General features: G+C 70.0%; 11 protein-coding genes. 4 read left to right on the top strand and 7 right to left on the bottom strand.

Annotation, left to right across the window (positions count from 1 at the left end; translation table 11 throughout):
- The first annotated feature begins 12 nt into the window (after nucleotides 1-12).
- Nucleotides 13-1614: a Na+/H+ antiporter gene (locus ACH4OW_RS00055; RefSeq protein ID WP_398023713.1), complete on the top strand. Its 1602-nt coding sequence runs from the start codon at nucleotides 13-15 to the stop codon at nucleotides 1612-1614.
- Nucleotides 1615-1661: 47 nt separating this feature from the next.
- On the opposite strand, the gene ACH4OW_RS00050 is transcribed toward ACH4OW_RS00055, so the two are convergent.
- Nucleotides 1662-2780, bottom strand: coding sequence for a mechanosensitive ion channel domain-containing protein (locus ACH4OW_RS00050; RefSeq protein WP_360134608.1), 1119 nt, complete (start codon nucleotides 2778-2780; stop codon nucleotides 1662-1664).
- 104 nt (nucleotides 2781-2884) lie between these two features.
- Here ACH4OW_RS00050 and ACH4OW_RS00045 point away from each other — a divergent pair, with 104 nt between their 5' ends.
- Nucleotides 2885-3478 carry a dienelactone hydrolase family protein gene (locus ACH4OW_RS00045; RefSeq protein WP_398023711.1) on the top strand — a complete coding sequence of 198 codons (594 nt, stop codon included), beginning with the start codon at nucleotides 2885-2887 and terminating at the stop codon, nucleotides 3476-3478.
- A 71-nt stretch (nucleotides 3479-3549) separates the two neighbouring features.
- On the opposite strand, the gene ACH4OW_RS00040 is transcribed toward ACH4OW_RS00045, so the two are convergent.
- The 5 genes from ACH4OW_RS00040 to ACH4OW_RS00020 all read right to left on the bottom strand — a co-directional run bounded on the left by ACH4OW_RS00040 (nucleotide 3550) and on the right by ACH4OW_RS00020 (nucleotide 8285).
- Nucleotides 3550-4395 carry a thioredoxin domain-containing protein gene (locus ACH4OW_RS00040; RefSeq protein ID WP_360134602.1) on the bottom strand — a complete coding sequence of 282 codons (846 nt, stop codon included), beginning with the start codon at nucleotides 4393-4395 and terminating at the stop codon, nucleotides 3550-3552.
- An 84-nt stretch (nucleotides 4396-4479) separates the two neighbouring features.
- Entirely contained in the window at nucleotides 4480-5184 is a 705-nt protein-coding gene (locus ACH4OW_RS00035) for a hypothetical protein (protein WP_398023709.1), read from the bottom strand.
- Between the two features lie 110 nt (nucleotides 5185-5294).
- Complete coding sequence (locus ACH4OW_RS00030) at nucleotides 5295-6134, bottom strand: thioredoxin domain-containing protein (protein ID WP_360134596.1); 840 nt, start codon at nucleotides 6132-6134, stop codon at nucleotides 5295-5297.
- Nucleotides 6135-6197: 63 nt separating this feature from the next.
- The gene (locus ACH4OW_RS00025) at nucleotides 6198-6857 is read right to left on the bottom strand and encodes a hypothetical protein (protein ID WP_360134593.1); all 660 of its coding nucleotides are present in this window, start codon (nucleotides 6855-6857) and stop codon (nucleotides 6198-6200) included.
- A gap of 84 nt (nucleotides 6858-6941) precedes the next feature.
- Complete coding sequence (locus ACH4OW_RS00020) at nucleotides 6942-8285, bottom strand: DUF2252 domain-containing protein (protein ID WP_360134591.1); 1344 nt, start codon at nucleotides 8283-8285, stop codon at nucleotides 6942-6944.
- Nucleotides 8286-8473: 188 nt separating this feature from the next.
- On the opposite strand from ACH4OW_RS00020, the gene dnaE reads away from it, so the two are divergent.
- Complete coding sequence (gene dnaE, locus ACH4OW_RS00015; protein WP_360134588.1) at nucleotides 8474-12016, top strand: DNA polymerase III subunit alpha; 3543 nt, start codon at nucleotides 8474-8476, stop codon at nucleotides 12014-12016.
- Nucleotides 12017-12211: 195 nt separating this feature from the next.
- Here the strand turns inward: dnaE and ACH4OW_RS00010 are convergent, their stop codons facing one another.
- Nucleotides 12212-12388 (bottom strand): hypothetical protein, encoded by a 177-nt coding sequence (locus tag ACH4OW_RS00010; protein WP_398023705.1) that lies wholly within the window; start codon nucleotides 12386-12388, stop codon nucleotides 12212-12214.
- A gap of 273 nt (nucleotides 12389-12661) precedes the next feature.
- On the opposite strand from ACH4OW_RS00010, the gene ACH4OW_RS00005 reads away from it, so the two are divergent.
- Nucleotides 12662-13984: an NYN domain-containing protein gene (locus ACH4OW_RS00005; RefSeq protein WP_398023703.1), complete on the top strand. Its 1323-nt coding sequence runs from the start codon at nucleotides 12662-12664 to the stop codon at nucleotides 13982-13984.
- The last annotated feature ends 141 nt before the right edge of the window (nucleotides 13985-14125 follow it).

The raw sequence follows: 14125 nt of genomic DNA, 5'->3' as shown, positions 1-14125 counted from the left end.
AGCGCAGCCACCGTGGATCAGCTGGCCCTGATGTTCGTCCTACTTCTCGGGGCCGTGGTCATGGTCCCGGTCGGCGACCGGCTGGGCCTGCCGTCGCCGGTCCTGATGACGCTCGCGGGCGCGGTGCTGGCGCTGCTGCCGTTCGTGCCGAACGTGGAGGTGCCGCCGGAGTTCATCCTGCCGCTGGTGCTGCCGCCCCTGCTGTACGCGGCCGTGCAGCGCACCTCCTGGCGCCAGTTCACGGCCAACATCCGGCCCATCTTCCTGCTGGCGGTGGCCCTGGTCTTCGCGACCACGGCCGCCGTCGCCGCCGTCGCGCACGCCGTGGTCCCCGGCATGCCGATCGCCGCCGCCGTGGTGCTCGGCGCCCTCGTCGCGCCGCCCGACCCGGTCGCCGCCACCGCCGTCGCCGGCAAGCTGGGGCTGCCCCGCCGCATGGTCTCCATCCTGGAGGGCGAGGGGCTGTTCAACGACGTCACCGCGATCGTGCTGTACCACGTCGCGCTCGCCGCGGCCGTCAGCGGCTCCTTCTCGGTGCCCGGCGCGGTCGGCTCGCTCGTCCTGTCCGCGGTCGTCGCGATAGCGGTCGGGCTGGTGCTGGGCTGGGTCACCAACAAGCTGATGGGCCTGCTGGGCGACCCGACGCTGCAGATCGGCCTGACGCTGCTGGTGCCGTTCGTCGCGTACGTCTTGGCCGAGGAGTTCGAGGGCTCCGGGGTGCTGGCGGTGCTGACCACCGCGCTGTTCCTCGCCGAGTACGCGGTGGACGCCGACGACGTGATGGGCCGGCTGGCCGGCTACACCTTCTGGGAGATCGTCGACACCCTCGTCACCGGTGTCGCCTTCGGGCTCATCGGCCTGGAGCTGCACAACGTCATCAAGGTGGCCTCCGGCCGCTGGGGCGAGATGCTGGGCATCGGGGCCGTCGTCGTGGTGGTCGTGGTGGGCGTCCGGCTGCTGTGGCTGCTGCCCGCCGCCTGGCTGGCCAAGCGCATGCACAAGCGCCGGGACTTCGACGAGGACATCCCGCTGAGCTGGCGGGAGACCGTGATCATGTGGTGGTCCGGGATGCGCGGCGTGGCGTCCGTCGCGCTGGCGCTGGCCATCCCGTACGAGATCGACGGCGGCGGGGACTTCCCGGCCCGCGACGAGATCCTCTTCATCGCCTTCGCGGTGGTGCTCTCCGGCCTGGTCGTGCAGGGCCTGTCGCTGCCCACCCTGGTCAAGAAGCTGCGGGTCAAGGCCGACTCGGAGGCCGAGGAGAAGCTGGAACACGAGCTGGCGATCCGGGTGATCAAGGCGTCCAAGCGGCGCCTGAAAGAGATCCTGGAGGTCGAGGAGCTGCCGGAGGAGATCAGCGAGCAGCTCTCCCGGCGTGCGTACGACATGGGCGCGCGCATCGCGCCGGACATCGTGGACGACGACCGGCGGGAGCACTTCGAAAAGCGCATCACGCGCATGAAGAAGGTGCAGCGCATCCAGAGCGAGATGCTCTCGGCCGCCCGCCACGAGGTGCTGGCGGCGCGCAGCGAGCCGGGCGCCGACCCGGAGATCGTGGACCGCGTCCTGCGCCAGCTCGACATGCGCAGCCTGCGGGGCGCGCCGCTGCCGTAGGGCGGGGAGGCGGGGCCGGAGGGGCAGCCCTTCCGGCCCCGCGTTCCTCAGTTGTCGAGCCCCGGGCCCTTGTCCAGCATCGCGGGGCTGTCCCGCGGCCCGTCGTCCAGCAGGCCGATGCCGTCGCCGATGCCGGGGGCCTGCGCGGTGGCGACCCGCGGCAGCGCGTACGGGTGCTCGGCGCGCAGCCAGTCGATCAGCCGTTCGCGGACCTCGCAGCGGACCGACCAGATGGAATCCGAGTCGCGCGCGGTGACCAGGGCGCGTACCTGGATCGTGGTGGGGGTGGTGTCGGTGACCACCAGGCTCCAGCCGCGGCCGTCCCAGTCGTTGCTGTTCTGCAGGATCTCGTGCAGCTTGTGCCGCATCTTCTCCACGGGAGCCGCGTGGTCCAGGTGGAAGAAGACCGTGCCGGTCATCTGCGCGCCGCCGCGCGACCAGTTCTCGAACGGCTTGCTGGTGAAGTACGAGACGGGCATCGTTATCCGCCGCTCGTCCCAGGTCCGGACGGTCAGGAAGGTCAGGGTGATCTCCTCGACCGTGCCCCACTCCTTGTCCACGACCACCGTGTCGCCGATGCGGACCATGTCGCCGAAGGCGATCTGCAGGCCGGCGAAGAGGTTGCCGAGCGTGGACTGCGCGGCGACACCGGCCACGATGCCGACCAGCCCGGCCGAGGCCAGCATGGACTGGCCGACGGTGTGCATCTTGGGGAACGTCAGCAGCATCGAGGCCGCGGCGACGACCACGACGATCGCCGTGACCACCCGCTGGATCAGCGTGACCTGCGTACGGACCCGCCGGACCCGGGCGGCGTCCCGCGCGCCCGCCGCGTACCGGGAGTACGAGGACTCCACGATGGCCGCCGACGCCCGGATGGCGAGCCAGGCGGTGGCCGCGATCAGGACGAGGGAGAGAATCTGGCCGAGGCCCGCTTCGTGGTCCTCGATGAAATCCAGACCCGTTCTGTCGTAGGAGCCGCGCAGCAGCGCCGTGACCAGCACCACCTGCAGGGGGACGCGGCAGCGCCGCAGCAGGCCCCACAGTGGCGTGTCCGGGCGGGCCGTGTCGGCCCGGCGCAGGGCCAGGTCGGCCAGCCAGCCCAGAACGAGCGTCACGACTATCGAGCCGCCTACGACGATGAGCGGACGAAGCACGTCCTCCATGGACACTTCGGTCCTCCTTGTTGTGGTGAGCTTCGTGCCGGTTCCTACTGACCGTAACTGGCACGATGGTGGAAGTGCGATCCAACGACAGGGAAGTGAATTCAGTGGCCCCTTCGCCCGAGCCGTCCTCGACGGTCGTTCTGTTCCACTCGGTGTGCGGTCTGCGGCCCGCGGTACACGCCGCGGCCGGCCGGCTGCGCGCCGCCGGGCACGAGGTCGTCGTCCCGGATCTTTTCGACGGGCGGACCGCCGAGACCGTCGAGGACGGCGTGGCGATCAAGGACGAGATCGGCAAGGACGAGCTGCTGCGCCGCGCGGTGGTGGCCGTGGCCCCGTACTCCGACCGGGGCGTGGTCTACGCGGGCTTCTCCTTCGGCGGCGCGGTCGCCCAGAACCTCGCGCTGGCGGACGACAAGGCCCGCGGCCTGCTGCTGTTGCACGGCACGTCGGACATCGCGGACGACGCGGCGGTGGACGAACTGCCCGTACAGCTGCACGTCGCCGACCCGGACCCGTACGAGCCGCACGACTGGCTGAACGCCTGGTACCTGCGCATGGGGCGGGCCGGCGCGGACGTGGAGGTCTACCGCTACCCGGGGGCGGGGCACCTGTTCACCGACTCCGACCTGCCGGACTACGACGAGGAGGCCGCCGAGAGCGCCTGGAAGGTCGCCCTCGGCTTCCTCGACTCGCTGTGACGGTGTGACGCGGCGCGCCGCGGGAGGGCCGGTGTACGAAGGCACTCCCGCGGGCCGCCGTCCGGGCGCGGCTACTTCTTCGCCGGGCCGAACTCGTCGTCGATCATCTTGTTGAAGTTGGCCGTGGCGAGCTTGTAGTACTGCTCCTTGGTCATCTGCTGCTGCGGGACCTGCGGCAGCGTCAGCTTCTTGTCGCCGTGCACGAAGGCCGGCGTGCCGGTCACGCCCTTACGGCCGAAGAGCGCCGTCATCTCCATCGTCCACCGGTCGTAAGTGCCGTTCTGGACCGCCGCCTGGAACTTCTTGTTCCCCTTGAGCTCGGGGACCTGGTCGGCCACCTCGATCAGCTTCTTGTCCTTGGCGTAGGCGTCGTCGGACTCCTCGGGGTGGTTCTTCTCGGCGTACAGCGCGGTCTTGTACTTGAGGAACGCCTCCGGGCTGACGTTCAGGGCCGCGCCGAGCGCGCTGAGCGCGTTCTTGGAGCCCTCGCCGCCCTGCCCGCCGTCGATGAACGTGTACATGGTGAAACGGATCTTGTAGCGGCCGTCCTCCATACCCTTGAGGAGGGCCGGGCCCGCGCTCTGCTCGAAGCTCGCGCAGGCCGGGCAGCGGATGTCCTCGAAGACCTCCAGGGTCTCCTTGGCCGCCGGCTTGCCGATGACGATCTCGGTGCCGTTCTTGCCCGCGGTGTTGGCCGGCTTGACCAGGTCGGCGTCCTTGGCGGCCTCCCAGCCGGTGGGCTCGTTCGCCTTCATGATGCCGAAGCCGATGCCGCCGGCTATGACGAGGATGCCGACCACCGAACCCGCCACGATGAGCTGCCGGCGGAGCTTCTCCTTCTTCTTCTGCCGGTCGCGCTCGGCGCGGATCCGCTCGCGGGCCGCCTGCTTGCTGGTCTGGCTGTTGCGGTTGCTCATGGTGTTCCCCGACTCCCTGGGTCCCGGTGCACTCGGTGTGTTCCGTGGCGCATGCCGCCGTACGGGCGTGCCGTGGCGCCGCGCTCAGCGCGCGGCGGCGGGCACGGGCCGGGGAGGGCCGCGCCGTACGACGGTGTGCCCGAGCAGGTGCAGCGGCCGGGAGCGGGGGAGGAGGAGTACGGGCCGGGCCCGGCGGCGTACCGCGGAGGGTACGGCGGCCGCGGACACCAGCAGCAGCGGCCGGAACGCGAGCGCCGCCACCGCGCGCAGCAGCCGCCCCAGCGCCGCGTCGCCCCGCCACAGCCAGGCCGATGCGAGCAGCCCGACGGAGATATGCGCGGCGAGCAGCAACCAGGGGAGCAGGGCCGGGCCGGCCGGCGGCGCGGGCACCCCCAGGTGGGCAGCGGTCCGTGCGAGCGGCGTGCCCAGTTCGCCGCCGCTGCACAGCAGGTCCACGCCGACCGAGCGCAGCGGGCCGGTGACCGGGCCGCCCGCCTGCCCGTAACAGGCGTGCTGGCCGGTGGTGAAGACGGTGTCGGCGGCCAGTTCCACGGGGACGAGGAGGCCGGCGATGTGTCCGTAACCGCGCTCGCGGTCCGCCAGGACGTACGCGAGGGCGAACACGGCGGCGCCGACCGGGAGCAGCATCGACAGCGCCACCGGGGTACGGGAGAGCAGGACGTGCGAGGAGGCGGACAGGGTCATGCACAGCGCGGTGAACAACGCGGCACGCACGGCGCGCAGTTGTCCGCCGGACGGCGCTCCCGGCCGTGCCCCGGTCCGCTCCATGCCCGGAGTCTGCCATGAGCACGGCGATCCGCCGGGTCAAGATTTGGCATCGGAAGACCGCGGACGCCGTCCGCCGGAGCCCCGTCCGGGGCCCGGCGGACGGCCCGGGGTCAGGACTTCATGGCCTTGTCGACCTCGGCGGTGAAGGCGTCGGGGGAGGCCGGGGCGGTCTTGCCGTTCGGGCCGTCGGTGCCCAGCACCGTGTCGTCCAGCTTGACCGTCGGCGTGCTCTTGACGTCCTTGAAGCCGTTGAACGCCTCGGACATCTCCATCGCCCAGCGGTTGTACGTACCGGCCTTCACGGCGTCCTGGAACGTGGCGTTGCCCTTGAGGGCGGGCACCGAGTCGGCGACCTTGATCAGGTAGGAGTCGTCGGCGAACTTGTCCTGCCGCTCGTCGGGGTGGAACTCCTTAGAGAACAGCGCTTCCTTGTACTTCAAGAACGCGTCCGGGCTCACGTTGAGCGCGGCGCCCATCGCGCTGAGCGCGTTCTTGGAGCCGGTGCCCTGGAGGTTGTTGTCCAGGAAGGTGCCCAGGTGGATGGAGGCCTTGTACTTGCCGTCCTTGAGGTCCTTCTGGATCGTCTCTCCGACGTTCTGCTCGAAGCCCGCGCAGCCGGGGCAGCGGGCGTCCTCGAAGAGCGACAGCGTGTGCTTGGCGTCCTTCTTGCCGACGATGATCTCCGTGCCGTTCTTGCCGGACGTGTTGGCCGGCTGGACCAGCTTGGCGGCCCCGGCCTTGCCCCACTTGTCGGCGCCGTCACCGCCCGAGGCGCCGCCGGACTTGGCCACGGCGACACCGATGCCGCCCGCGACGGCCAGCACGGCGACGATCGCCCCGCCGACGGTCAGCTGCCGGCGGACCTTCTCCTTCTTCTTCTGCCGCTCGCGCTCGACGCGCAGCCGCTCGCGGGCTGCCTGCTTGTTGGCCTGGCTGTTGCGGTTGCTCATGACTGTTCTGCTCCGTGGGAAAAACGGGAATGGCTGCCTGTCCGGAAGCCGCGGGCCGGGGGCCTACGCGGCGAGGGAGCAGGGCGGGCCACGCCGTACGACGCAGTGCACGAGCAAGGGGACGGCCCGGGGGACCGGCTCGGTCCTGGCGGGCCGCGCGGACCGGTGCCGCGGCACGGGCAGCGCCCGGACGACCGCCACCGCCAGCAGCAGCGGCCGGAACGCGAACGCGGTCACGGCCCCCACCAGCTGGGCCAGCGCCGCCTCGCCCCGCCGCAGCCAGGCCGCCGCGAGCAGCCCGGTCGCGACATGCGCGGCGAGCAGCAGCAGCCAGGTCGAGACGGGCGCCGGGTCGTTGCCGGACAGGTGCGCCAGCGGGGCGCCGACGTTGCCGCCGCCGCACAGCAGGTCCACACCGAGGGACCGCAGCGGACCGGTGACCGGGCCGCCGGCGCGCCCGTAACAGGCGTGCTGGCCGGCGCTGAAAACCGTGTCGGCCGCCAGCTCCAGCGGAACGAGCAGCGCGGCGATACGCCAGAAGCCGCGCTCGCGGCCGGCCAGCGCGTACGAGACCGTGAAGACGGCGGCCGAGAGCACGGCGACGGTGGTCAGCGGCAGCGGCATCCGGGACAGCAGCACATGGCCCGCGGCGGACAGCGTCACGCACAGCGCCGTGAAGAGCGCTGCGCGCAGTGCCCGCAGGTGTGCCGCCGAGATGTCCATTGCAGCGAGTCTGCCACGCCCCGGGGTAAGTGCGGACTAAGGGGCGCGAACTCGCACCCCTTCGCCCTCACCCGGTGACCCGGCTCACAGGCCGGGGATCCGGCCGTTGCGGAAGAGGTCCACGAAGATCTGGTGGTCGGCGCGGGCCCGGGCCCCGTACGCGTGGGCGAAGTCCACCAGGAGCCGGGCGAAGCCGTCCTCGTCGGCGGCGATGGCCGCGTCGATGGCGCGCTCGGTGGAGAACGGCACCAGCGAGTGGCCGCTCTCGTCGTCCGCCGCCGCGTGCATCGCCGCGGTCGCCCGGCCCAGGTCCGCGACGACCGCCGCGATCTCGGCCGGGTCGTCGATGTCCGACCAGTCCAGGTCGACCGCGTACGGGGATATCTCGGCGACGAGCTGCCCGGCGCCGTCCAGCTCGGTCCAGCCCAGCCACGGGTCGGCGTGGTCCTGGAGGGCGCGCTGCGAGATCACCGTGCGGTGCCCCTCGTGCCGGAAGTAGCCGCGCACCCGCGGGTCGGTGATGTGCCGCGACACCGCCGGGGTCTGCGCCTGCTTCATGTAGATGACGACGTCGTTCTCCAGGGCGTCGCTGTTGCCCTCCAGCAGGATGTTGTACGAGGGCAGGCCCGCCGAGCCGATCCCGATGCCGCGGCGCCCCACCACGTCCTTGACGCGGTAGGAGTCCGGGCGGGCCAGGCTGGACTCGGGCAGCGTCTCCAGATAGCCGTCGAAGGCCGCCAGGACCTTGTAGCGGGTCGCGGCGTCCAGCTCGACCGTGCCGTCGCCCGCGGCGAAGCGGCGCTCGAAGTCGCGGATCTCGGTCATCGACTCCAGCAGGCCGAACCGGGTCAGCGAGCGGGCCATGCGCAGCGCGCCCAGCAGCGGCCCGTCGGCGGTGTCCAGCGTGAACGGCGGCACGTCGTCGTCCTTGGCGCCGGTGGCCAGGGCGTGGATCCGCTCGCGGTAGGCGGCGGCGTAGATCCCCACCAGCTCGCCGATCTGCTCGTCGCTGAGCGCCTTGGCGTAGCCGATCAGGGCGACGGAGGCGGCGAAGCGCTTGAGGTCCCAGGTGAAGGGGCCGACGTACGCCTCGTCGAAGTCGTTGACGTTGAAGATCAGCCGGCCGGTGGCGTCCATGTACGTGCCGAAGTTCTCCGCGTGCAGGTCGCCGTGGATCCACACCCGGCCGGTGCGCTCGTCCACGTACGGGCCGCCCTCGGAGCCGTCGCCCAGGGTCTGGAGGTCGCGGTAGAAGAGGCAGGCCGTGCCCCGGTAGAAGGCGAAGGCGGAGGCGGCCATCTTGCGGAATTTCACACGGAAGGCCGCCGGGTCGGCGGCGAGCAGCTCTCCGAAGGCGGTGTCGAAGACGGCGAGGATCTCCTCGCCGCGCTGAGCGGCGTCCGGCGCCGGGACGTGCTGGGACGACATCGCGGGGTGCCTCCTGGGGCGGATGTTTCAGACGGGTGTGCCATCTCTTACAACGGCCGAGGCTACTCACGAGTGCCCGCCCGGTGGCCGGACCCACCCCGCTCCGCCCCCGCTCGTTGTCAGTGGAGGGTCGTAGACTTCGAGACCGTCCCATCCCTCTCCGCTACCTTCCCCGGAGGTCGTCCGCCGTGGCCAAGCCGCCCTTCACGCATCTGCACGTGCACACCCAGTACTCCCTGCTGGACGGTGCCGCGCGGCTGAAGGACATGTTCGAAGCGTGCAACGAGATGGGGATGACGCACATCGCCATGTCCGACCACGGCAACCTCCACGGCGCCTACGACTTCTTCCACTCCGCCCAGAAGGCCGGCGTGACGCCGATCATCGGCATTGAGGCGTACGTGGCGCCCGAGTCGCGGCGCACCAAGCGCAAGATCCAGTGGGGCCAGCCGCACCAGAAGCGCGACGACGTCTCCGGTTCCGGTGGTTACACCCACAAGACGATCTGGGCGGCGAACAGCACCGGCCTGCACAACCTCTTCAAGCTCTCCTCCGACGCGTACAAGGAAGGCTGGCTGCAGAAGTGGCCCCGGATGGACAAGGAGACGATCTCCCAGTGGTCCGAGGGCCTGATCGCCTCCACCGGCTGCCCCTCCGGTGAGCTGCAGACCCGGCTGCGCCTCGGCCAGTTCGACGAGGCGTTGAAGGCCGCCTCCGAGTACCAGGACATCTTCGGCAAGGACCGCTACTTCCTGGAGCTGATGGACCACGGCATCGAGATCGAGCGCCGGGTCCGCGACGGCCTGCTGGAGATCGGCAAGAAGCTCGGCATCCCGCCGCTGGTCACCAACGACTCCCACTACACCTACGCGCACGAGGCGACCGCCCACGACGCCCTGCTGTGCATCCAGACCGGCAAGAACCTCTCGGACCCCGACCGCTTCCGGTTCGACGGCACCGGCTACTACCTCAAGTCCACCGACGAGATGTACGCCATCGACTCCTCGGACGCCTGGCAGGAGGGCTGCCGCAACACCCTCCTGGTCGCCGAGCAGATCGACACCACCGGCATGTTCGAGAAACGCGACCTCATGCCGAAGTTCGACATCCCCGAGGGCTACACCGAGATCACCTGGTTCCAGGAGGAGGTGCGGCGCGGCATGGAGCGCCGCTACCCGGCCGGCGTCCCGGAGGACCGGCAGAAGCAGGCCGAGTACGAGATGGACGTCATCATCCAGATGGGGTTCCCCGGCTACTTCCTCGTGGTCGCCGACTTCATCATGTGGGCCAAGCGCAACGGCATCGCGGTGGGCCCCGGCCGAGGCTCAGCGGCGGGTTCGATCGTCGCGTACGCGATGGGCATCACCGACCTCGACCCGGTCACGCACGGACTGATCTTCGAGCGGTTCCTGAACCCCGAGCGCGTCTCGATGCCCGATGTCGACATCGACTTCGACGAGCGCAGGCGCGTCGAAGTGATCCGGTACGTGACCGAGAAGTACGGCGAGGACAAGGTCGCCATGATCGGCACGTACGGCAAGATCAAGGCGAAGAACGCCATCAAGGACTCCGCCCGCGTGCTGGGCTACCCGTACGCGATGGGCGACCGGCTCACGAAGGCGATGCCCGCCGACGTCCTCGGCAAGGGCATCGACCTCAACGGCATCACCGACCCCACGCACCCCCGCTACAGCGAGGCCGGCGAGATCCGGGGGATGTACGAGAACGAACCGGACGTGAAGAAGGTCATCGACACCGCCAAGGGCGTCGAGGGCCTGGTCCGGCAGATGGGCGTGCACGCGGCCGGCGTGATCATGTCCAGCGAGCCGATCATCGACCACGCCCCCGTCTGGGTGCGGCACACCGACGGCGTCACCATCACCCAGTGGGACTATCCGCAGTGCGAGTCGCTCGGCCTGCTGAAGATGGACTTCCTGGGCCTGCGCAACCTCACCATCATGGACGACGCCCTCAAGATGGTGAAGGCGAACAAGGACGTCGACCTGGAGCTGCTGGAAGTCCCCCTGGACGACCCCAAGACCTTCGAACTGCTCTGCCGCGGTGACACCCTCGGCGTCTTCCAGTTCGACGGCGGCCCGATGCGTTCGCTGCTGCGCCAGATGCAGCCCGACAACTTCGAGGACATTTCCGCCGTCTCGGCTCTGTACCGGCCGGGCCCGATGGGCATGAACTCGCACATCAACTACGCCGAGCGCAAGAACGGCCGCCAGGAGATCACCCCGATCCACCCGGAGCTGGCCGAGCCGCTCAAGGAGACCCTGGGCCTGACCTACGGCCTCATCGTCTACCAGGAGCAGGTGCAGAAGGCCGCCCAGATCGTCGCCGGGTACAGCCTCGGCGAAGCGGACATCCTCCGCCGCGTCATGGGCAAGAAGAAGCCCGAGGAACTGGCGAAGAACTTCACCATCTTCCAGGCCGGCGCCCGCAAGAACGGCTACAGCGACGAGGCGATCCAGGCCCTGTGGGACGTCCTGGTCCCCTTCGCCGGCTACGCGTTCAACAAGGCGCACTCCTCCGCGTACGGCCTCGTCACGTACTGGACCGCCTACCTCAAGGCGAACTACCCGGCGGAATACATGTCCGCGCTGCTCACCTCGGTGCGCGACGACAAGGACAAGTCGGCGGTCTACCTCAACGAGTGCCGCCGCATGGGCATCAAGGTGCTGCCGCCGAACGTGAACGAGTCGCTGGCGAACTTCGCCGCCCAGGGCGACGACGTGATCCTCTTCGGCCTCACCGCCGTCCGCAACGTCGGCCAGAACGTCGTCGACTCGATCATCCGCTGCCGCAAGGCCAAGGGGAAGTACACCTCCTTCCCCGACTACCTCGACAAGGTCGAGGCGGTCGTGTGCAACAAGCGCACCACCGAATCGCTGATCAAGGCGGGCGCCTTCGACGAGATGGGGCACACCCGCAAGGGCCTGATCGCGCACTACGAACCCATGATCGACAACGTGGTGCAGGTCAAGCGCAAGGAGGCCGAGGGACAGTTCGACCTCTTCGGCGGCATGGGCGACGACAGCGCCGACGACGGCCCCGGCTTCGGCATGGACGTCGAGTTCTCCGACATCGAGTGGGACAAGACGTACCTGCTCGCGCAGGAGCGCGAGATGCTCGGCCTGTACGTCTCCGACCACCCCCTGTTCGGCCTGGAGCACGTGCTGTCCGACAAGGCGGACGCGGCGATCTCCCAGCTGACCGGCGGCGACTACTCCGACGGCTCCATCGTGACCATCGGCGGCATCATCTCCGGCCTCCAGCGCAAGATGACCAAGCAGGGCAACGCCTGGGCCATCGCCACCGTGGAGGACCTGGCCGGCTCCATCGAGTGCATGTTCTTCCCCGCCACCTACCAGCTGGTGTCCACCCAACTCGTCGAGGACACCGTCGTCTTCGTCAAGGGCCGCCTGGACAAGCGCGAGGACATCCCCCGGCTGGTCGCCATGGAGATGATGGTCCCCGACCTCTCGGAGGCCGGCGCCAACGCCCCCGTGACGATCACGATCCCCACGGTCAAGGTCACCCCGCCGCTCGTCGAGAAGCTGGGCGAGGTGCTGACCAGCCACCGCGGCGCGACCGAGGTGCGGATCAAGCTCCAGGGCACGCGCAAGACCACGGTGCTCCGGCTGGACCGGCACCGGGTGACGCCCGACCCGTCCCTCTTCGGCGACCTCAAGGTCCTGCTGGGCCCCTCCTGCCTGGCGGGCTGAGCCCCGAGCGGAGACCGGTGCCGGGCGCGCCCCCGGCACCGGCACGCTTTTCCGACTTTGTACGGCGGCGCAACGTGTGTCCCCGTATGGGCGACAGTCACGGCACGGACCGGACATCGCCACGGGGCGGCGCACGCAGACCTAAGAGGGGCGCACCCCAGCCGGATGCGCCCCTCTAAAGCTGTGCGGCGGCAGTCAGTTGTGACCGAAGCGGCGCTGGTGCTTACGGGCCACGTCGCTCGGGGACGCCTCAATGGACTGGGCCGGTGCCTGGGCCTCCATCGCCGACCTCTCGGCGTCCTGGCGGTTGCGCTCGGTCGTCTGCGCGCCCTTCGATTGCTGATTACGGTCGCGATTCTTGTTTTTGGCCATGATCGTGCCTCCTGAGGGGGATCCTGGGACCGGGGCCGTGACCAGGCTTACACGCGCCATTGAAGCGCGCATTTCGGGCAATTACCGTGAGTAACGCGGCGTGTCATGTGGTGTGTTCGACAAACGCGCCGAATCCGCCACGCCGATGATCGAGTTCGGGCAGTTAACCCCCGCACGGTCGGGCAGACTCGAAGGAAAGCCGAAGGAAAACCTCGCGCCACAGGCCGAGCCGGGGGGCGTCCGACTTCAGCACCTCAGGAAAGAGGGTGGAACGTGGACCGCTGCGTCGTCCTGGTGGACGCCGGGTATCTGCTGGGCGCCGCCGCGAGCCTGCTCGCCGGAGAGCCCACCCGGTCCCGGATCACTGTTGATCACGCCGCGCTCATCCAGGGGCTGCGGCAGCGTGCCGAGGCCGACACGGAACGGCCGTTGCTCCGCATCTACTGGTTCGACGGCGCGCCCGACCGCGTACCCCAGCCCGAACACCGCCGGCTGCGCGTGATGTCCCGGGTCACCGTACGACTCGGCGCCCTCACCCGCAGCGACGGCCGCTGGGCCCAGAAAGGCGTCGACGCCGCCATGCACGCGGAGTTGACCGAACTCGCCCGCAACCGCGCCTGCTCCGACATCGTGCTCGTCACCGGCGACGGCGACCTCCTGCCCGGCCTCATGTCGGCCAAGGAACACGGCGTCGCCGTCCACTTGTGGGCCGTCCAGGCCGCCGACGGCGACTACAACCAGTCCGAGGACCTGGTCGCCGAGGCCGACGAACGGCGGGTGCTGGACCGGTCCTGGATCACCCGCGCCGTACGGCTGAAAGAACTCGGTGGCCCCTGCACGGCGCCGCCCGTACCCCGGCCGGAGATCGCCGCGATCCTCTCCGCCCCGTTGCCGGAAGCCGCTGTCGCGGCGGAGCGGGCCGGGGCGCGCGAGCACAGCGATGCGAACGGTACGAACGGTACGAACGGTACGGCGCGGCCGTTGCCCGCGGAGCGGGCGGGGAGCGCGGAGACGTGCGCCCGTTCGGCGGCCACGGCTGCCGAACGCGATGGCGATGGCGGGGGCGGCGGTGCGGGGGCGGGCGGCAAGGGTGCGCCCGCCGTTCCCACGCCGAAGGACCTGGCCGACCTGAACCGCGGCGGGCAGCCGTCGCCGTCCCCCGTCCCCGTGCCCAGCGCGACGCTGCGCTGGTCCTCCGACAAGGGGTGGGTCGAGCGGGGCGGTCCCGTGGGAGAACCGCCCGAAACCGCGTCCCTGCCGACGCTGGCCCAGCTGACCAGCGCGGAGCAGCGCTGGGCGGACCGCGAAGAGGACATCACGGCCGTCAGCGGTGACCCCTTCGAGGTCGGCCAGGTCTTTGCCCGCCGCTGGACGGAACGACTGTCCGACGCGGCGCACCTCCAACAAATCTCCACGGAATACCCGCGAATTCCGCACCGGATCGACGGGGAGCTGTTGCGCTATGCGGCTCGATTCGGACTGCTCGCGCATAAGGATGATCAGATCGACGAACACGATCGCTATGCGATTCGCGCCGGGTTTTGGCGCGAGGTGGATGTTCGTACGGCTGCGGAGCACGCGGTGGCGTCGGATTAGGTTGGGTTTTGCGCTGCGGGGCGCGCTGTCGCGCGGGGTTGCGGTTCGCGCTTCGCGCGGGGTTGCGCTGGTTGTGGTGGGGTCGGGGCCGCGCAGGGGGGTGTCTCCTCACCGCACTCGCGGACGCCATGTCTTGAAAGC

This window comes from Streptomyces sp. NPDC017056, from assembly GCF_044332485.1.
GTDB lineage: Bacteria > Actinomycetota > Actinomycetes > Streptomycetales > Streptomycetaceae > Streptomyces.
This window is presented reverse-complemented; position numbering and strand designations above follow the sequence as displayed.